We start from the raw sequence: 18,657 nt of genomic DNA, 5'->3' as shown, positions 1-18,657 counted from the left end.
TCGAAACCGTGGTCTGACCCCGATTGAGGATAGCGCCGCCCCTGATGAAGGCCGGCTTTATCGACGCAAGCCCGCGCGTTAGTAGACGTCGCGCCGGTAGCGGCCTTGCGCGGCCAGCGCGTCGAGCGCATCGCCGCCTAGGATGTCGCGCAGCGCCGCGTCGACGCCGGCGGCCATGCCATCGAGGCTGCCGCAGATGTAGATGGCGGCGCCGTCCGCGATCCAGCCGCGCAGTTCATCGGCATTCGACAGCAGGCTATCCTGCACATACAGGCGCCGCGCCTGATCGCGCGAAAACACCATCTCCAGCCGCAGGCCATCGCGCCGCCAGGCCTCGATTTCCTCACGATACAGATAATCGTGGGCCGCATTGCGCTCGCCGAACAGCAACCAGTTGCGGCGCTGTCCGGCCAGCGCGCGCGCCCTCAGATGGCCGCGCAAGCCGGCGATGCCGCTGCCGTTGCCGATCAAGATCAGCGGCCGCCCGGCGTTGTCCTCCAGGCGGAAGCGCCGATGCTGGCGCACACGCAGTTGCACCGTCTCGCCGACCGCCAGCCGCAAGGCCAGCCAGCCCGACGCCACGCCATGACCGCCGTCGTCGTGCAGATGCAGGCGCACCAGCAAATGCACGCGGCCGTCGGCCGGCACCGAGGCGATCGAATATTCGCGCGGCCGGGCGGAATCGGCCGGCGCGGCGATCTGCGCCAGATCGCCCGACTGCCAATCCGGCGCCGCGCCGTCGGGCGCCTCCAGTTCCAGGTGGTACAGCGGCGCGCCGGCGCTGCCCGGATTGAGCAGGCGGCGCGCGGCCAGGCGCCAGTCGGAAAACGCCGGCCCATTCCAGTCCGGCGCGTCGCTGGTGCCGGCCAGGTGGCTCAGTTGCTGACGCCATGATCCGAGCGCCGCCGCCGCGCCGCGGTCGACTTCGATGCGCGCGAACAGCGGCTGCGCGCCCTGCCCCCGCAGCCACTCGTCGAGCGCGCGGCCGAAGCCGCAGAACTGCGCATACGCGCGGTCGCCCAGCGCCAGCACGGCGTAATGCAGATGGTTCAGGGGCAGCGCGCCGCCCATCAAACTGCCGGCGAAGGCGGCGGCGGCATCGGGCGCATCGCCCTCGCCGTAAGTGCTGACGATGAACAGCACGCGTTCGGCGCGCTGCAAATCGGCGCCGCGCAGATCGGACAATTCCATCATCTGCGCCGGGATGCCGGCCAGGCGCAGGGTGGCCAGCGTCTGGCCGGCCAGTTCCTCGGCGTTGCCGGTCTGGCTGGCGTAGGACGATCCAGCCGGGCGTCTGCGCCGCGTCGGCCTGGGCGCGCTGCGCCGCCCGGCGCTTGCGGCGCTGGCGCAAAAACGGCGCCAGGCAGACCGCCGCATAAGCGAGCGTGAGGCCGGCCGCCAGCAGCAGGCGCACAGTATCGTTGGTGACGCTCATGCCGATTCCAGCATGGCGCGCAGATGGCTGCTCAAGGTTTCGTGGAAGCCGTGCGGGCCGCGCCGCACGAAGCGCGCCGCCAGCCCGCGCTGCTCGGCCAGCGCGAGGCCGGCCTGCGGACCGAGCACCGTCAGCGCCGTCGACCAGGCATCGGCGGCCATGCAGTGCGCGTGCACCACCGTCACCGACGCCAGATCGTGCGGCGCCGGCGCGCCGCTGCGCGGGTCGATGGTGTGCGACAGGCGCCGGCCATCGCGCTCGAAATAGCGCAGGTAGTCGCCCGACGTGGCGACGGACAGGCCGTGCAGCGCCAGCACCACGTCATCGAGCGGCGCAATATCGGACGATGCGGACGGCGCCGACGATGCCGGCGGCGCGGCCATCGCGGACGGCGGCTGTTCCAGCGCCACCCACCACGGCTGGCCATCGGGCTTGACGCCGGCGCCGCGCAACTCGCCGCCCACTTCGACCAGATAATGATGGACGCCCTGCGCGTCCAGGCAAGCGGCCAGCTTGTCGACGCCATAGCCTTTGGCGACGGCGGAAAAATCGAGCCGCACGCCGCCCGGCTGATAGAGCTGGCGCGTGGCGCGGTCGAACTGCACCAGCTGCGCGGCGCGCTGGGCGCGAACGGCGTTGATCCGCTCCCGCGTCGGTGCGATGAAGTCCGGCTGGTCGTAACGCCCTTCGGGGCCGAAGCCCCAGGCATTGACCAACGCGCCGGCGCAGGGATCGTAGGCGCCGCCGGAGTCGCGCATCACGTCCAGCGCGAAATCGAGCACGGCGAAAAAATCCGGCGCCAGCGCGTGCCAGCTGCCGGCCGGCGCGCGGTTGTAGCGGCCAAGGTCGGACTGCGCATCCCAATGGCTCATCTGCGCGACCACGGCGTCGAGCTGCCGCTGCAAGCCATCGCGCAGGTCCGGCGCAAAGCGCGCCGGCGCGGCGGCCGGCGCCACCAGCCGCACCGACCACGTGGTCCCCATGCTGCGTCCTTCGACGTCGACGATGGTGCCGCCGGCCGGCGCCGGGTCTTCCGAAATATGGTGAGGCAGGAGTACCCGGCGCATCGTTACCTTGTCGTTACCTTGTCGTTACCGAGGACCGCGATTATTGCGGCAGCACTTCCACCGTCGCCGCGTACGACATGCGACGCGCCGGCAGCGGCGCCGGCTTGCCGTCGACCGGCGGCGTCATGGCCGGCGTCGCGGCGCTGACCATATACATGCCCGGCGCCGGCAGCGCGAAACTGATCTCGCCGATGGCGTCGGTACTCTGGCGGATTTCACCCAGCGTGCCGCGATAGCGCACGCCGCCCGGTATCAGGCTGAATGCCAGATGCGCGGCCGGCTTGCCGTCGACCAGAAAACGCCACCTGGCTTGGTCGCCGGCGCGCATGTCGTTCGGGTGCGTCAGCGGCAGCAGCTCCAAGCCCACACCGCTCGGCTTGAGCACCGTCTGCGTCGGCGCGCCGCTGGTGACGAAGGTCTCCAGCCGGTTGTACTGGTGGCTGATGACGACATCCTGGGCGCCGGCCGGAATCTCCTTGGCGTAGCCGTCTTCCGGCGCGCGGAAACGCTTGCTCGCGCCGTCGATGGTGTAGCTGCCGGCGACGTTCTGCGTCACCAGGCTGATTTTATACGTGCCCGGCTTGGCCAGCTTCAGGTCGAAGGTGTTGCGCAGTTTGCCGAGGTTGACGTTTTCAAACGCCACCGGCGCGCCATCGGGACCGGTGACGACGACGCCATCGAGCTTCAACGGCTGGTGGTCGATATCGAACAGGCCCTCCGAGATCGCGGCATCGACCGTGACCCACGCCTCCTTCTCATCGAGCACGGTGGACGACGGCAGCAGCCACGGTTTATGCGCCTGCGCGTTGAACGCCAGGCCGGCCAGCAATAAGGTGATAAACGATTTAGTCAGTTTCATGGACATGGTCTGGGCCTCAAGGATGCAGCATGACGGTGACGGCGCCCAGTTCTTCCTTGCCGGCGGCGGCCAGGCTCTGCGCCGACGTCGGCGGCCACTGCATCGCCACCTTGACCTGTTCGCGGCCGCCGGCTTCGCGCGCGGCCTCGATCACCAGCTGGTACTGGCCGGCCGGCAGCTTGTCGAGCGCCGCCTTCGCGAGCGGGAAGGTCAGCGTGTATTCGCCCGGCGCCCGGGTCGCGCCGCTCAGGCCATCGACCGGCATCTGCATGTCGCGGCCGGACTTGCGCCACCACTGGCGCAGATCCTTCAGGTATTTGGCGCCGCCGTTGTCCTTCTTGCGCACGTCGTACAACACGGTCAGGTTGGCGACCACTTTCTGGTCCGCGTTTTCCAGCCACGCGGCGATGTAGGGCCGGTGGTATTCGGCCACGTTCAATTGCGGCACATCGATCTTCAGGGCCAGATCGGCGGCCATCGCGCTGGCACTGAACAAGGGAATACTGAGCGCGATCGAATAGCGTAATGTCATGACGGACCTGTGGTTGGTTTAGTGGATATAGAGCAGTGCGATGACGCACGGGATCAGCACGCCCAGTCCGACCATCGGCCAGGTGAACGGCCGGTTGGCGGCGTGGAATTTCAAAATCAGCAAGCCGGTCAGGCAGAACACCAAACAGGACACGGCGAAAATATCGATGAACCAGTTCCATGCCGGGCCGGTGTTGCGGCCCTTGTGCACGTCGTTGAGCCAGGAAATCCAGCCGCGGTCCGTGTTTTCGAATTCGGCGGCGCCGTCGTCGAGGGCGATGCGCAGCCAGGCGTCGCCGCCCGCTTTCGGCAACGGCAGATAGACTTCATCGGCCGACCATTCGGCCTTGCGCTCGCCCGTCTCCAGCGACCACGTCGCCAGCAGCCACTGGCCCACCGCATCGGGCAGCGGGGCGCGGGCGCCGTCGTGGCCGGACGCGTAGCTGCGCAGCTGCGCCGTCAGCGGCGCCGGCAGCGTGGTCTGGCGGCGCGTGATGGTCGGCTTGGCCTCGATTTGCGACGCGTGGTTCAGCGTGATGCCGGTGGCGGCGAACAACAGCATCGCCAGCAGGCACAGCGACGAGCTGATCCAGTGCCACTGGTGCAGATTCTTCAGCCAGACGGCGCGGCTGGCGTTGCGCGCCGGGCTGGCATTTTGTACGCTCAAAGGACTTCCTTGGTGGATAAATAACGGTTGCCGCATCCTGCAAACGCCAGTGTACCTCGCAGCAGCCACCAGCAACGTCGCTGAAAACGGACAAATGATAATGATTATCATTTGCGCAGTCAAGCGCCGGCGCAACTTCGTTACAAATCACCGACATGGTGAGTCCGCGCACAGAGCGGCTTAGGCAAGGACCGTAAGGTGGCTGCACACCAGACCAACCACAAGGAGCACACCATGACGCAATACAATAAAGACCAGTTGGCCACCATTGCCGCCAAGATCAAGCACGTGAAGTTCGGCATGTTCACCACCTTCGACGACGCCCACCAGTTGACCAGCCGCCCACTGACCCAGCAGCAGATCGACGATGACGGCCAGATGTGGTTCTTCACGTCCGACGAGGCGCCGTTCACGCAGGACTTGCGCAACCATCCATCGGTCAACGTCAGCTTCGCCGACACCAACGACAGCGTCTACGTGTCCGTCACCGGCCACGCGCAGTTGCTGAAGGACCGCGTCAAGGCCGAGCAATTGTGGAATCCGCTCGTCAAGGCCTGGTTCCCCGGCGGCCTGGACGATCCGCACCTGGCGCTGCTGAAGGTGAAAATCGAATCGGCCGAATACTGGGACGCCGGTTCCAGCAAGATGAAACAGTTCTATGAAATGGCCAAGGCCGCCATCACCGGCGAAAAGCCGCGCGACCTGGGCGAACACGGCACGGTCAAGGTTGGCTAAATAAGGTCGGCCAAACATCGGGCCGACGCAAAAAAGGGAATCGGCGCATGTCGCTGATTCCCAAAGATGCCTACAAATTCCCTTTCAAGCCCGGACCGCCCGCCCGGACGCACTCGCTTATCGATCCGCGCTATCAGCTTTTCGAGCCTCCAGCGCCGCCCGAGCGGCCGCTACCGCCCTTGTTACCCCGCTCCATATCATCTTCGTCCAGATTCTTGTCGCGGGCGCTGCCCTGGTTGCCGCCAGTACCGCCGCCGCGCGAGGCCGAGCTGGGGGAGCTGCTTTGGCTGCTGCCGTCGTTCTTGTGACTCATGCTCCCGGCGCGGCGGGCCTCCTCCGATGTGAATTCGTGCGCCGTGCCTTTTTCATGCGCGGCCTTGCCGCCTTCGCTGGCGATTTCGCGTTGCTGCGCCGGGTCCATGGAAGCGAAACCGCGCTTGCTGGTGTCGCTCTGTTTGCTGCTTTGGTTGCTAGATTGATTGCTACCCTGGTCGCTGCCCTTGCCGCCCTGATTACCGCCTTGCTTGCCTTGATCCGATGTTGCCATGACGCTCTCCTGTGTGGTTGTCGGGCCTCCGGAGCGGACGGCCCATGCGGGTGTCGGGCTGGAGGAACAGTCATGTTAGGTCAGCGGATCGGCGACGCATATAGGACATGCGCAGCCATTTTTGTAGGACTGGTCCGGCTGCCGGTATCAGGCGGCGGGTAAAAGTTGCTCAGCTTCCCGCAATAAATTGTCGCTTGTTACGGAATCTGGAACACGGCCTCGCCCGCGCACACGCAAACCCGCTCGCCCGGCGCCGGCCGCACCGCATGGCCGCCGGTGAAGGCGCCGAACGACGGCAGCACCGCGCGCTCCGGCCCCAGCAAAAAGCACGGCAGGCGCAGCGCGTCCCGGCCCGAAATCAGGTGATAGACCGGATGCACATGGCCCGCCAGCACGTAGAAGTCCGCCGTCAGATCGGGATGGTGGCGGAACGCGAACGGCGCCCGCAGGTAGGGCTCGTCCACGATGGCCATGCCCAGCAGCGCCGACGGATCGCCGGCGTGGGCGTCGTGATTGCCGCGCACCAGCGTCAGGCGCAGGCCGGGATGGCGCCCGCGCCAGCGCAGCATCGCCGCCACCGTGGCCGACGCGTGCGCCGCCTTCGCGTGCAGGAAATCGCCCAGAAAGACGATGTGCGCCACCGCATGCGCCGCCAGCAGCGCATCGAGCGACGCCAGGTTTTCGCTGGTGGTCCCGCGCGGCACCGGCACGCCGAGCGCGCGGAACGAAGCCGCCTTGCCGAAGTGGATATCGGCCACCACCAGCATGCGTTCGCGCGGCCAGTACAGCGCGCGCTGCGCCAGCAGCAGCACGCGCTCGCCGGCCAAAATCAGCTCTAAATTCAACTCCGGGTTCAGCGCCACCGCCGGTTCCTTCATGCGCCGGCCGCTTTCTCCAACTCGCGCACCATGCGCGCCACGCGGTCGGATAATTTTTCGGTCGAGAGTTTTTCGCGGAAGCGCTCCACCATCAGGCCGAAACCGAACGGCGTCACGCGCGCGGTCGGCCGGAAGGCGATGGCGCGCGACTGCAATTCCAACAGCGTGGCGCGCAAACGGCCCAGTTCCAGTTCCTGTTCCAGCACTTCGCGCTGCGCCTGCGTCAACAGCAGGTTGCCGGCATCGTGTTTGCGGAACACTTCGAAAAACAGCGACGACGACGCCTGCAACTGGCGCGCGCTTTTCGGCTGGCCGGGATAGCCGGAGAACACCAGGCCGGCGATGCGCGCGATCTCGCGGAAGCGCCGCTGCGACAGTTCGCCCGCGTTCAGGCTCGCCAGCACGTCTTCCAGCAGATCATCGGTGCCGAACAGCGCCACCTGGCCGCCATGCGCGGCGCCGAACAGCGCGGCCCAGTCGACCGGCTCGGGCGACAGCAATTCAAAACCATAGTCGTTGACGGCGATCGAGAACGTCGTCGGCCGCGTGCGCGCGATGCGGAACGCCAGCAGCGACGCCATCCCCACATGCACGGCGCGGCCGGCGAAGGGATAGACGAACAGGTGATGGCCTTCGCGGCTGTCGTGGCATTCCACCAGCGTGGCGGCGGGCGTGGGCAGCGCCGACCAGCGCTGCTGAATTTCCAGCAGCGGCTTCAAGGCCTGCATCTCCGGACCGCGATATGCGCCCAGCGCGGCCAGGCGCAACTGCTCCAGCGCCGCATGCGCCAGCTCCGACGACAGCGGCATCTTGCCGCCCTGCCAGCGCGGCACGGCGCCCCGGCTGCCGGTGGCGCGCTTGACGTAGGCGGTCATCTCGTGGACCCGCACGAATTCCAGGATGCGGCCGCCGAACAGGAAATGGTCGCCCTTCTTGAGCCGCGCGATGAACGATTCCTCGATGCTGCCGATGCGGCCACCGCGCATGAACTTGACCTGCACCGACGCCTCCGACACGATGGTGCCGATGCTCATGCGGTGGCGCCGCGCCAGCGCGGCATCGGGCACGCGGTAGACGCCCTCCTCGTCCGGCAGCACGCGCCGGTACTCGGGATAGACGGCCAGCGTCTGGCCGCCGCGCGCGACGAAGTCCAGCGCCCACTGCCACTCGTCCCACGTCAGCGCGCGATACGACCAGGCGCCGCGCACCTCCGCGTACAGTTCTTCGGAGCGGAAGCCGCCGCCGAGCGCGATCGTCACCAGATGCTGGACCAGCACGTCGAGCGGTTTTTCCGGCACCGGCCGCGCCTCGACATCGCGCGCCGCCACGGCCTGGCGCGCGCCCGCCGCCTCCAGCAATTCCAGGCTGTGGGTCGGCACCAGCGTCACGCGCGAGACGCGGCCCGGCGCGTGGCCGCTGCGGCCGGCCCGCTGCAACAGGCGCGCGATGCCTTTGGCACTGCCGATTTGCAGCACGCGTTCGACCGGCAAAAAATCGACGCCGAGATCGAGGCTGGAGGTGCAGACCACGGCCTTCAGGCGGCCCTGCTTGAGGCCCTGCTCGACCCAGTCGCGCACCTCCCTGTCGAGCGAGCCGTGATGCAGCGCGATCAGGCCGGCCCAGTCGGGCCGCGCATCGAGCATGTTCTGATACCAGAGCTCGGCCTGCGAGCGCGTGTTGGTGAACACCAGCGTGGCGACGTGCCGTTCGATCTGCGCAATCACGGCGGGCAGCATCCGCATGCCCAGATGGCCGCCCCACGGAAAGCGCGACGGATGGTCCGGGATCAGGGTGTCGACCAGGATCTCCTTCTTGACGTGGCCTTCGACGATGACGCCGTCGGGCATCAGCACTTCGCGCGCGCGATCGAGATTGCCCAGCGTGGCCGACAGGCCCCACACCAGCAGCCGCGGATTCCACCGCCGCAGCCGCGCCAGCGCGAGCTGGGTCTGGACGCCGCGCTTGTTCCCCATCAGCTCATGCCATTCGTCGATGACGATCATGTCGAGCTGCGCGAACTGGGCGCGGGCTTCGGCCCTGCTCAATAACAGCGTCAGGCTTTCGGGCGTGGTGATGAGGGCATCGGGCAGCGTCTTGTTCTGGCGCGCGCGGGCGGCCGACGAGGTGTCGCCGGTGCGCGCGTCGACCTGCCAGCCGGGCGCCAGTTCGACGGCCGACTGCTGCAAGGCGCGCAGCGTGTCGGCGGCCAGCGCGCGCATCGGCGTGATCCACAGCACCCGCAGGCCGGGCTTTCTTTTCACGGCGACCGATGCCACGTGCGCGGACGTCGGGGTCAGACCACGTTGCAAGGCCGCGAACCAGACCGCGTAGGTTTTGCCCGAGCCGGTGGTGGCGTGCAGCAGCCCCGATTGTCCGGCCAGCGCGGCCTTCCACACGGCGCGCTGGAACGGGAACACCTTCCAGCCGCGCCGCGCGTACCAGTCGTCGATGGCTTGCGCCACCGGTGTGGAGGGCGCGGTTTTTTTCGACGGCGGCGCCTCCATCGCAACGGCGGAAGCGGCCGGCGGCGCGTCCTCCTCGCTCATGGCGCCGCCGCCAGCAAGCCTTTCAAGGCGGCCAGGGTATCGGCGTCGTCGATGCTCTTGTCGTCGCGCCGGCGCAGGATGCGCGGGAAGCGCACGGCGATGCCGGACTTGTGGCGCGGCGACAGCGAGATGCCCTCGAAGCCGATCTCGAACACCATCGTCGGCTCGACGCTGCGCACCGGACCGAATTTTTCTATCGTCGTCTTGCGGATCGCGCTGTCGACTTGCGCGATCTCGGCGTCCGTCAGGCCGGAATAGGCTTTCGCGAACGGCACCAGGCGGCGACTGCCTTCCTGGTCCGCGTCCCAGACCGCGAAGGTGTAATCGGTGTAGAGCGAGGCGCGCCGTCCGTGGCCGCTTTGGGCGTAGATCAGCACCGCGTCGACGCTGTACGGGTCGATCTTCCACTTCCACCAGGTGCCGACGTTCTTGGTGCGGCCGACGCCGTATTCGGCGTCGACGGCCTTGAGCATCAGGCCCTCGACGCCGCGCGCGCGCGACTGCGTGCGGATCTGCGCCAGTTCCCGCCAGCCGTCGGCCACGATCAGCGGCGAGAGCCGCAATGGCGGCGCGGCGATCAGCGCCACCTGCCGTTCGAGCAGCGCGCGCCGCTCGTGCAGCGGCCGGTGGCGCAGGTCGGCGCCGTCCAGTTCCAGCAAATCATAGGCCACCAGCACGGCCGGCGCCTCGGCCAGCAGCCGGGCCGACAGCGTCTTGCGGCCGATGCGCTTTTGCAGCTCGGCGAACGGCGCCGGCCCGGTCGCGTCGGCGCCGTGCCAGATCAGGATTTCGCCGTCGATGACCATGCCGTCGGGCAGGCGCAGCGCGGCCAGTTCCGGGAAACGGTCGGTGATGAGTTCTTCGCCGCGCGACCAGATCCAGTTTTCGCCGCCGCGGCTGACCAGCTGCGCGCGCATGCCGTCGTACTTCCACTCCACTTGCCAGCGCCGAAGGTCGCCCAGCGACTCCGCTGCGTTCACCAGCTGGTGCGCGAGGAAGAAGGGATAGGGCTGGCCGCCGCGCCGCGCGTGTTCGTCGTCCGACGGCGCGGCGATCAATTGCAGGAAGCCTTGCGCGGTCGGGCAGACGGCGCCGTCGGTCCAGCCCATCAGCCGCTGCGCAATCAGCTTGCTGTCGACGGCGGCGATGGCGCTCAGCGCGCGCGTGACGAGCAGCTTGGAGACGCCGACGCGAAAGCCGCCGCCGATCAGCTTCACCAGCAAAAACCGTTCGCGCGTTTCCAGCTCGTCCCAGTAGCGCCACAGGGCCGCCCGGATGGCTTCCGGCGCGGCGCCGCGCAAGGGCGCGATGCGCTGCTCTATCCACACGGCCAGGCCGATGTCGCTGCGCGTCGACGGTTCGGGCAGGATGTGGGCGATGGTCTCGGCCAGGTCGCCGACGGCGTTGTACGATTCGTCGAACAGCCATCCATCGAGCCGCGCGAATTCGGTCGCGTACTGGCACAGCAATTTGGTCGGCACGGCCTGGCGCGGCTTGCCGCCGGCCAGGAAGTAGACGGCCCACGCGGCGTTTTCCGGCGCGGCGCGGCTGAAGTAGGTTTTCAGCGCGTCGAGCTTGCGCTTGGTGGCGGTGGTCTCGTCGAGCTCCGCGTACAGGGCGGCGAATTCACGCATGGCCCTCCTCCGCCTCGTCGTCGCCATATTCGGTATCGAAGCCGCTGGCCTGCAAGCCGTTCTGCTGCAACCAGCGCACCAGGATGGGGATGGAACCGTGGGTGACGATCACGCGCGGCGCCTCGGTGGCGCGGATGGCCGTCATCAGGCCGGGCCAGTCGGCGTGGTCGGACAGCACGAAGCCGCGGTCGACGCCGCGCCGCCGGCGCGCGCCGCGCAGCTGCATCCAGCCGCTGGCGAAGGCGTCGCTGTAGTCGCCGAAGCGCTTGACCCACGGCGAACCGGCGGCCGACGGCGGCGCGATGACGATGGAGCGGCCGATGGCTGGTTTATCGACGTCGCCCACCATCACGGTGGGCGGCAGCGCCACGCCGGCGGCGCGGTAGACGCGGTTGAGCGGCTCGACCGCGCCGTGGCAGATGATGGGCCCGATGCCGGCATCGAGGCCGCTCAGGATGCGCTGCGCCTTGCCGAAGGCGTAGCACTGCACGACGCTAGCGCGGCCCTCGGCGGCGTTCTTGCGCCACCACTGGTTGATGTCGTCGAAGATGGTTTGCTGCGGCTGCCAGCGGTAGACCGGCAGGCCAAAGGTCGATTCGGTGATGAAGGTGTGGCAGCGCACCGGCTCGAACGGCGCGCAGGTGCCGTCGGGCTCGACCTTGTAGTCGCCCGACGCCACCCACACTTCGCCCTGGCATTCCATGCGCACCTGGGCCGATCCGAGCACGTGGCCGGCCGGGTGCAGGGAAATCGTCACGCCGTTGTGGACCACGGTGGCGCCGTATTCCAGGCCGTCGATGTGGATGTCGCCGAGGCGCGCTTTGAGGATGTCGACGCCGGCGGCCGCCGCGAGGTAATGGCGGTGGCCGTGGCGCGCGTGGTCGCCGTGCGCGTGCGTGATGACGGCGCGCTCGACCGGCCGCCACGGGTCGATGTAGAACTGGCCGGGAACACAGTACAGGCCTGCTTGACGCACGACGACCATATCGGACATGGGCTACTTTCGCGAACAGGATGGTGGATGAGGGACGATGCGTCCATCTTAATGCCATCCGCGCCGCGTTTCTGTCCGCTGGCGCACGGTGCTCACGCGATGGTGCGGTGGGTACGATGGCGCGGCGCGGGACCGGCCGCCGCCGCAACCCGGGGGCACGCGGCGCGGCGTCCTCCCCGCTTTACACCGTCGACACGAATTCGGCCATGAAGGTCTTGGTGGTGTTTTCCGGGAACTCGATGGTGACCTTGTCGCCGGCGATCGACAGCACGGTGCCGATGTCGAATTTCGGCACCTTGACCTGGCTGCCGATGGCGAAGCCGATGTCGACGGTGTCGAGCGGCGACGGCGACCGCTGCGGCGCCGGGTCGAAGGCGGCGACGTCCTGCGCGTCGGCCTGCACGGCCGGCGGCGACAGGCAGTTGTCGCAGCGGCAGCACTGCTCGAAGCCGGGCGCCTGGTCGCCGAAATAATCGAGCAGCAGGCGCCAGCGGCACGACGCGCTCTGCGCATAATGCACCATCTGGTCCAACGCCATGTGGTCGCGTTCCTGCTTGTCGGCGTAGACCTGCGCCAGCTGCTCGAACTGCTGCGGCTTCGGCTCCACCGGCGCGACCTGGTAAGCGAGCCGGCGGTTTTGCCGCAGCAGCTTGCCGTCCTTGAGCAGCTTGAGGCAGACCTTCAATTTGCTGTCGGCGATGCCGTCCAGGCCGGCCTTCAGCTCGGCGTAGCCGAAGGCGCCTTGGCGCGCCGCCAGTTCGCGCGCCGCGTCGTGCACCGTCATCAGCTCGGCGCCCACCGGATAGTGCTTGACGAGGAAGAACTGCTGCACCCGCTTGTCGGCCTGGTAGTACAGCAGCGTGCAGTCGGCCGCCAGGCCGTCGCGGCCGGCGCGGCCCGACTCCTGGTAATACGCTTCCAGATTGGCCGGCACCTGCAGGTGGATGACGAAGCGCGTGTCGCTCTTGTCGATGCCCATGCCGAAGGCGTTGGTGGCCACCATCACGCGCCGCGCGCCGCTCATGAACAGGTCTTGCTGCGCCCTGCGCTGCCGCGCCGGCAGCTTGCCGTGGTAGCAGGTGACGCTTTCGCCGGCGTCGCGCAGCCGGTCGTGCAACTGCTCGACGGCCTTGACGGTGGCGGCGTAGACGATGCCGACGCCGCTGCTCTCGTGCACCAGCCGCAAGGCCTGGGCGTACTGCTCGTCCGGGTTGGTCACCTGGATCACGCTGTAATGCAGATTGGGCCGGTAGATGCCGGTGTTGATGACGTTGATGCGCGGCGTGCCCAGCTGCTGGCCGATGTCGGTGACGACTTCCTCGGTGGCGGTGGCCGTCAGCGCCAGCAGCGGCGGCTTGCCCAGCGCGGCGCGGGCGGCGCCCAGCTCCAGGTAGGCCGGGCGGAAATCGTGGCCCCACTGGGAGATGCAGTGGGCTTCGTCGATCACCATCAGGCCGATGGGCGTGTTGCGCAGCAGCGCGAGGAAATCGGGCGAGGTGAGGCGCTCGGGCGTGCAAAAGATAATACTGTTCAGCTCGTTCTGGATGCGCTCCAGCGCCAGCGCCTCCTCCTCGCGCGTGAGGCCGCTGTGCACCTGCACGGCGGCGATGCCGACGGCGGCCAGCTTTTCCAGCTGGTCCTTCATCAGCGAGATCAGCGGCGAGACGACGATGGTGGCGCCGGCGAGCAGCGCGGCCGGGATCTGGTAGCACAGCGATTTTCCGCTGCCGGTGGGCATGATGGCGAGCGTGTCGCGGCCGGCCAGCACGCTGGCGATCACTTGCTGCTGGCCGCCGCGCAGCGCGTCGACGCCGAACACGTCGCGCAGCAGGCGCTGGATGCGGCGGCGCTGGGCGGCCGGGGTGGGGTTGGTGGGCATATAAAGTCCTGGCGCAAGGTCGAGAGGGATAGTCCGTGTGAGCCACGGCGCCGCGCCTTGCGGCGCGCCGCCCCGTATCACATCCTGTATCACACTGTAGGCGCCGGGTCAGCCATACGCCATAGGAGCGCGCCTACAATCGTGTAGGACGGGCGCGTGAGTTGCGGCCGGCGCGGCGGCGCGAACGGATCAGACCTGCTGGTCCAGCGCCGCCTTCAGCTCCAGCAAATCGTAGGGCTTGCGCAGGAAGCTGGCCTTGAATTCCAGCTGGTCCAGCGCCTCCTTGCCGTAGCCGGTGGAAAACACGATGCGCGTGTCCGGCATGGCGCGCGCCACCTGGCGCGCCAGCGTGATGCCGGACATGCCGGGCAGGCTGACGTCGGTGAACAGGATGTCGAAGGACTGCTCGGCCATCAGCCGCCACGCCGTTTCGCCGTCGGCCACGCCGCTGACCGTGTGGCCGAGCATGCCGACCAGCTCGCACACCATCTGCTGCGAATCGAGGTTGTCTTCCACCACCAGGATGCGCAGCGACGTGCCCGGCGCGGCCAGCGGCGCGGCGCCGCTGTCGTCGACCAGGCGCTGGCGCGCCTGCATCTGCTGGCGGCGGTTGGCCAGCATGTGGCTGAGCTTGCGCGCCAGGTCTTCGCGCCGGTACGGTTTGCTGAGCAGTTCGACGCCGGCGTCGAGCCGCCCTTCGTGGACGATGGCGTTTTGCGGGTAGCCGGACGTGAACAGCACGGCGATGTCGGGCAGCAGGGCGCGCGCGCGCAGCGCCAGGTCGGGACTGCGCAGCGGCCCCGGCATCACCACGTCGGTGAACAGCAGGTCGACGGCCGCGCCGTCGCGCAGCAGGCGCAGCGCCTGCTCGCCGCCGTCGGCCTGCAACACGCGGTAGCCGAGCGCGCTGAGCATGTCGACCACGGTGGCGCGCACGCCGGCGTCGTCCTCGGCCACCAGCACCGTTTCCGTGCCGCCGCTGACGGGGCGCGGCGGCTCCGGCTCCGGCCGCACCTCGGCCAGCATCGAGCGCGGCAGGTAAATCCGCACGCTGGTGCCGGCGCCGCTGACGCTGTCGATGCGGATGTGGCCTCGGCTCTGCTTGACGAAGCCATAGGCCATCGACAGGCCCAGGCCCGTGCCCTCGCCCTCCGGCTTGGTGGTGAAGAAGGGCTCGAAGGCGCGCTTGAGCACCTCCTCCGTCATGCCGCAGCCGGTGTCGCTGACGGTCAGCTGCACGTACTGGCCGGCCACCACGTCGGTGAGCTGCTTGACGTCGTACTCGCCCAGCACCGCGTTGCCCAGCTCGATGCTCAGGCGGCCCTCGCCGCGCATGGCGTCGCGCGCGTTGATGGCCAGATTCAGGATCACGCTTTCCAGCTGGCCCGGATCGACCAGGGTGTTCCACAGGCCGGCGCCCACTTGCAGCGCGATGTCGACCGTCTCGCCGACGGCGCGCCGCAGCAGCTCGTCCATCTCGGCCAGCAGCCGGCCCAGGTCCAGCGCCACCGGTTGCAAGGGCTGGCGCCGCGCGAACGCCAGCAATTGCGACGACAACTTGGCGCCCCGTTCGACGGCGGCGATGGCGGTGTCGAGCCGGCGCCGGTTGCTGCTGTCGCCGTCGCTGTGCTGGTGCAGCAGTTGCAGATTGCCGGAGATAATTTGCAGCACATTGTTGAAGTCGTGGGCCACGCCGCCCGTCAGCTGGCCGACCGCCTCCATCTTCTGCGACTGCCGCAGCGCCTCCTCGGCCTTGTCGCGCTCGGCCACTTCGCGGCCGACGCGCTGCTCCAGCGTTTCGTTCAGTTCGCGCCACGCCAGCTCGATGCGGTGGCGCTCGGTGATGTCGGTCTTGACGGCGATCAGCGCCTGCGGCTGGCCGAATTCGTCGTCGAGCCGGCTCATGCTGGAGGAGATCCACACCCACGACAAGTCCGGCTTGCGGTAGCGTTTTTCCAGCGTGAACGGCGCGCCCGTGTCGATCAGCAGCGCCAGCAGCGCGCGGTTGTCGGCCAGGTCGTCGGGATGGATCAAGTCTTCCATGTTCAGGCCCAGCAGGGCGTCGGCGTCGCGCCCCAGCATCTGGCACAGGGCGCCGTTGACGCGGCGGAAGTTGCCGGCCAGGTCGAGCTCCGACAAGCCCACCGAGGCCTGGCCGAAGATGGCGGCGAGGCGGTCCTGGCTGGCCCGCAGCGCCTGTTCGGTCTGCTTACGCGCGGTCACGTCGAAGGACACGCCCACATAGCGCAGCTGGGCCGGCGTGTCGCCCTCCATCACCTCGCCCTGCCGCGCGATCCAGCGCAGCTGGCCGTCGACCGGCCGCCGCACCCGGTATTCGACATAGTCGAGCGGATTGCCGGCGCGCGCCAGCTTGCTCGGGCCGACCTTGGCGCGGTCGGCCGGCTCGACCAGGGCCACGAGCAGGTCGGCGTTCACTTCCTGCGCATCGTCCAGGCCCCAGATGCGGCGGTAGGTCTGCGACACCACCATCTTGCCGCTGTCGGGGAACCACTCGAAGCTGCCGATGCCGCCGGCCTGCTGCGCCAGCCGCAGCCGCTCCTCGGCGACGATGCGCTCGGTGACGTCGACGCCCTCGACGAAGATGCCGTCGACGGCGCCGCCGCCGTCGCGCACCGGCTGGTAGACGAAGTCGACGTAGCGGGTGACGGCGTCGGCGCCGCCATCGGGCCGCAGCACCACCTTCATGGCCTTGCCGACGTAGGCCACGCCGGACGCGTACACCTGGTCGAGCAGCGCGATGAAGCCCTGCTCGGCCACTTCCGGCAAGGCTTCGGCGACGCTGCGGCCGATCAGCGCGCGCGGGCCGACCAGGTCCAGATAGGGCCGGTTGGTCAGTTCGAAGCGATGGTCCGGTCCGCGCAGCACGGCCATGAAGCCGGGCGCTTGCTCGAACAGCGCGCGCAACATGGCGCGCTCGCCCTTGAGGCCGCGATTGAGCTCGCCCAGCGCCTCGCTCTCGTTGACCAGCTTGCGCTGGCGCTCGACCCTATCGGTGGTTTCGATCACGGTGACCATGACGCCGGCGACGCCGCCGCCGGCCTCATGCACCGGCGTGTAATACAGGTCGAACCAGCCATCGTCGGGCAAGCCGCCGGCCGCGCGCATCAGCACCAGATGGCGGTCCTTGGCCACGCCGGGTTCGCCGCGCAGGGCGGCCGCCAGCGCGCCGCGGTTCCAGCTCCAGGCCTCGGGCCAGGCCTGCTCCACGCGGGCGCCGAGCGCGGCGGGATGGTGGGCGCCGGCGATGGCGGCGTAGCCGTCGTTATAAATCATCACGTGCTCCGGCCCCCACAGCAGCAGCATCGCGGCCGGCGAGTTGAGCACGATGTCGGTGCTGGTGCGCAGCGCCGCGTCCCACTGCGCCAGCGGGCCGAGGCTGCTGGCGCTCCAGTCGTGGGCGCGCAGCAGCTCGCCGGCGGCGCCGCCGCCGCGCGGCGCGGGGACGGCCGGTGGTGGCGGCGCGGGATGGGCGGGATGCGCCGCGTGCACCGACGACAAGGACGGCGGCGTCGGTGACGGCCGCGCCGACGACGGTGGCGCCGGCTGCGGCGTGGGCGAATCGGGCTGCGTCATGCCGGCTCCTCGACCACCGACGGCCGGCGCGGCATGGTGACGGTGAAGACGGTGCCGGCGTCGGCGTCGGAGGCGACGCCGATGCGGCCGCCATGCGCGGCGACGAACATGCTGGCCGTGTACAAGCCCAGCCCCAGCCCCTGGCCGGAGCGGCGGCTGTCGCTGCCCTGGTGGAAGGGCTCGAAGATGCGCGGCAGCAGCTGCGGCGCGATGACGCCGCGGTTGGCGACCGTGACCACCAGTTCGCCGGCGGCGCGGCCGTCGAGCCGGACCAGCACCGGCTGGCCGGCCTCGCCGTGGGTCAGCGCGTTGCTCAGCAAATTGGACAGCACTTGCGAAAAGATGCCGGCGTCGACCGTGCCGGTGGCGTCGCCGATGCTGTCGACGTCGATGCACGGCGCCGGCTCCAGCGCGGCGCAGCGCTGCTCCTCGGCGATGGCGCGGCACAGCGCCGCGTAATCGGCCGCCGCCAGCCGCAGCCGCATATTGCCGGAGCGGATACGCGCCAGGTCCAGCAGCTGGTCGACCATCAGCGCCATGCGCCGCGCGCTGCTCTCGATGCGGCCGGCCGTCTGCGTCACCTTCGGATTGTCCGTCATCAGCGGCAACAGCATGGCGCCGTTCATCACCACCGACAGCGGCGTGCGCAAGTCGTGGCCCAGCACGGCGGTGAACATTTCATTCAAGTGCAGGGCGCGCTGCAACTCGGCCAGCTGCTGCGACAACTGGCGCTTCTGCTGGTATAGCTCGACGAACACGCGCACCTTGCTCAGCAGCGCCTTGGCGTCGATGGGCTTGTACAGGAAATCGACGGCGCCGGCCTCGTAGCCGCGGAAGCTGTAGCTGGGCTCGCGCGTGGCGGCCGTCAAAAAGATCAGGGGAATGGCGCGGGTGCGCTCGCTGCCGCGTATCAGTTCGGCGAGCTCGAAGCCGTCCATGGCCGGCATCTGGACGTCGACCAGGGCCAGCGCCACATCGTGCACCAGCAGCAGTTCGAGCGCCTCGGCGCCGGACGATGCGCTCAGCAGGCGCAAGCCGGGACCGGCCAGCAGCGCTTCGAGCGCCGTCAGGTTTTGCGCGATGTCGTCGACGACCAGGATATTGATAGGAGCGTTCACTAAGCTCATCTTCTTTAAAATCGCACGCCATGACGCCGCCGGCCGGGCGCGAACGCGGGGCCGAAGGCGTCATGGCGGCAAGGAAATGGGAACCATACTGCGGCGGACTTTGCCATGCTACCAGTTTTATTGTTGTTGTTCCCGCATCCTTGACGAACCGTGCGCGGGCGCCT

The 18,657-nt window shown here is 68.6% G+C and carries 13 protein-coding genes and 1 pseudogene; 1 reads left to right on the top strand and 13 read right to left on the bottom strand.

The features are described 5' to 3' along the window. Nucleotides 1-78 precede the first annotated feature (78 nt). The 5 genes and pseudogenes from Q0S71_RS09275 to Q0S71_RS09255 all read right to left on the bottom strand — a co-directional run bounded on the left by Q0S71_RS09275 (nucleotide 79) and on the right by Q0S71_RS09255 (nucleotide 4,559). Nucleotides 79-1,435: pseudogene (locus tag Q0S71_RS09275) on the bottom strand (sulfite reductase subunit alpha). Continuing rightward, entirely contained in the window at nucleotides 1,432-2,502 is a 1,071-nt protein-coding gene (locus tag Q0S71_RS09270; RefSeq protein ID WP_295994123.1) for an FAD:protein FMN transferase, read from the bottom strand. Before Q0S71_RS09270 ends, Q0S71_RS09275 begins: the two are co-directional and overlap by 4 nt. Before the next feature lie 40 nt (nucleotides 2,503-2,542). Then, nucleotides 2,543-3,361: a DUF4198 domain-containing protein gene (locus tag Q0S71_RS09265; protein WP_295994121.1), complete on the bottom strand. Its 819-nt coding sequence runs from the start codon at nucleotides 3,359-3,361 to the stop codon at nucleotides 2,543-2,545. 16 nt (nucleotides 3,362-3,377) lie between these two features. Beyond that, entirely contained in the window at nucleotides 3,378-3,893 is a 516-nt protein-coding gene (locus tag Q0S71_RS09260) for a DUF2271 domain-containing protein (protein WP_295994120.1), read from the bottom strand. Nucleotides 3,894-3,911: 18 nt separating this feature from the next. Beyond that, the gene (locus Q0S71_RS09255; protein ID WP_295994118.1) at nucleotides 3,912-4,559 is read right to left on the bottom strand and encodes a PepSY-associated TM helix domain-containing protein; all 648 of its coding nucleotides are present in this window, start codon (nucleotides 4,557-4,559) and stop codon (nucleotides 3,912-3,914) included. 234 nt (nucleotides 4,560-4,793) lie between these two features. Here Q0S71_RS09255 and Q0S71_RS09250 point away from each other — a divergent pair, with 234 nt between their 5' ends. Next, nucleotides 4,794-5,294: a pyridoxamine 5'-phosphate oxidase family protein gene (locus tag Q0S71_RS09250; RefSeq protein ID WP_295994116.1), complete on the top strand. Its 501-nt coding sequence runs from the start codon at nucleotides 4,794-4,796 to the stop codon at nucleotides 5,292-5,294. A 133-nt stretch (nucleotides 5,295-5,427) separates the two neighbouring features. Here the strand turns inward: Q0S71_RS09250 and Q0S71_RS09245 are convergent, their stop codons facing one another. The 8 genes from Q0S71_RS09245 to Q0S71_RS09210 all read right to left on the bottom strand — a co-directional run bounded on the left by Q0S71_RS09245 (nucleotide 5,428) and on the right by Q0S71_RS09210 (nucleotide 18,493). Continuing rightward, nucleotides 5,428-5,841: a KGG domain-containing protein gene (locus tag Q0S71_RS09245; protein ID WP_295994114.1), complete on the bottom strand. Its 414-nt coding sequence runs from the start codon at nucleotides 5,839-5,841 to the stop codon at nucleotides 5,428-5,430. A gap of 197 nt (nucleotides 5,842-6,038) precedes the next feature. Beyond that, complete coding sequence (gene pdeM / locus Q0S71_RS09240; RefSeq protein WP_295994113.1) at nucleotides 6,039-6,719, bottom strand: ligase-associated DNA damage response endonuclease PdeM; 681 nt, start codon at nucleotides 6,717-6,719, stop codon at nucleotides 6,039-6,041. Then, complete coding sequence (locus tag Q0S71_RS09235; RefSeq protein ID WP_295994125.1) at nucleotides 6,716-9,223, bottom strand: ligase-associated DNA damage response DEXH box helicase; 2,508 nt, start codon at nucleotides 9,221-9,223, stop codon at nucleotides 6,716-6,718. Before Q0S71_RS09235 ends, pdeM begins: the two co-directional genes overlap by 4 nt. Nucleotides 9,224-9,261: 38 nt before the next feature. Next, nucleotides 9,262-10,899 (bottom strand): ATP-dependent DNA ligase, encoded by a 1,638-nt coding sequence (locus Q0S71_RS09230; RefSeq protein WP_295994111.1) that lies wholly within the window; start codon nucleotides 10,897-10,899, stop codon nucleotides 9,262-9,264. Next, complete coding sequence (locus Q0S71_RS09225; RefSeq protein WP_295994110.1) at nucleotides 10,892-11,893, bottom strand: ligase-associated DNA damage response exonuclease; 1,002 nt, start codon at nucleotides 11,891-11,893, stop codon at nucleotides 10,892-10,894. Before Q0S71_RS09225 ends, Q0S71_RS09230 begins: the two co-directional genes overlap by 8 nt. Before the next feature lie 181 nt (nucleotides 11,894-12,074). Then, the gene (locus Q0S71_RS09220) at nucleotides 12,075-13,772 is read right to left on the bottom strand and encodes an ATP-dependent DNA helicase RecQ (RefSeq protein ID WP_295994109.1); all 1,698 of its coding nucleotides are present in this window, start codon (nucleotides 13,770-13,772) and stop codon (nucleotides 12,075-12,077) included. 189 nt (nucleotides 13,773-13,961) lie between these two features. Beyond that, complete coding sequence (locus Q0S71_RS09215; RefSeq protein WP_295994107.1) at nucleotides 13,962-17,366, bottom strand: PAS domain S-box protein; 3,405 nt, start codon at nucleotides 17,364-17,366, stop codon at nucleotides 13,962-13,964. Continuing rightward, entirely contained in the window at nucleotides 17,363-18,493 is a 1,131-nt protein-coding gene (locus Q0S71_RS09210) for a hybrid sensor histidine kinase/response regulator (RefSeq protein WP_295994106.1), read from the bottom strand. Before Q0S71_RS09210 ends, Q0S71_RS09215 begins: the two co-directional genes overlap by 4 nt. Nucleotides 18,494-18,657 lie beyond the last annotated feature (164 nt).

This window comes from Rugamonas sp., from assembly GCF_025354735.1.
In the GTDB taxonomy this organism is placed as follows: domain Bacteria; phylum Pseudomonadota; class Gammaproteobacteria; order Burkholderiales; family Burkholderiaceae_D; genus Rugamonas.
The sequence above is the reverse complement of the archived record's forward strand: the minus strand, read 5'-3'. Positions and strand labels throughout refer to the sequence as shown.

Bases quoted from the DNA above. Each gene is read 5' to 3' on its own strand.
- Q0S71_RS09215 (WP_295994107.1), bottom strand. From the start codon at position 17,366: ATGACGCAGCCCGATTCGCCCACGCCGCAGCCGGCGCCACCGTCGTCG.
- Q0S71_RS09260 (WP_295994120.1), bottom strand. From the start codon at position 3,893: ATGACATTACGCTATTCGATCGCGCTCAGTATTCCCTTGTTCAGTGCC.
- Q0S71_RS09245 (WP_295994114.1), bottom strand. From the start codon at position 5,841: ATGGCAACATCGGATCAAGGCAAGCAAGGCGGTAATCAGGGCGGCAAG.
- pdeM (WP_295994113.1), bottom strand. From the start codon at position 6,719: ATGAAGGAACCGGCGGTGGCGCTGAACCCGGAGTTGAATTTAGAGCTG.
- Q0S71_RS09250 (WP_295994116.1), top strand. From the start codon at position 4,794: ATGACGCAATACAATAAAGACCAGTTGGCCACCATTGCCGCCAAGATC.
- Q0S71_RS09270 (WP_295994123.1), bottom strand. From the start codon at position 2,502: ATGCGCCGGGTACTCCTGCCTCACCATATTTCGGAAGACCCGGCGCCG.
- Q0S71_RS09235 (WP_295994125.1), bottom strand. From the start codon at position 9,223: ATGGAGGCGCCGCCGTCGAAAAAAACCGCGCCCTCCACACCGGTGGCG.
- Q0S71_RS09220 (WP_295994109.1), bottom strand. From the start codon at position 13,772: ATGCCCACCAACCCCACCCCGGCCGCCCAGCGCCGCCGCATCCAGCGC.
- Q0S71_RS09225 (WP_295994110.1), bottom strand. From the start codon at position 11,893: ATGTCCGATATGGTCGTCGTGCGTCAAGCAGGCCTGTACTGTGTTCCC.
- Q0S71_RS09210 (WP_295994106.1), bottom strand. From the start codon at position 18,493: ATGAGCTTAGTGAACGCTCCTATCAATATCCTGGTCGTCGACGACATC.
- Q0S71_RS09230 (WP_295994111.1), bottom strand. From the start codon at position 10,899: ATGCGTGAATTCGCCGCCCTGTACGCGGAGCTCGACGAGACCACCGCC.
- Q0S71_RS09265 (WP_295994121.1), bottom strand. From the start codon at position 3,361: ATGAAACTGACTAAATCGTTTATCACCTTATTGCTGGCCGGCCTGGCG.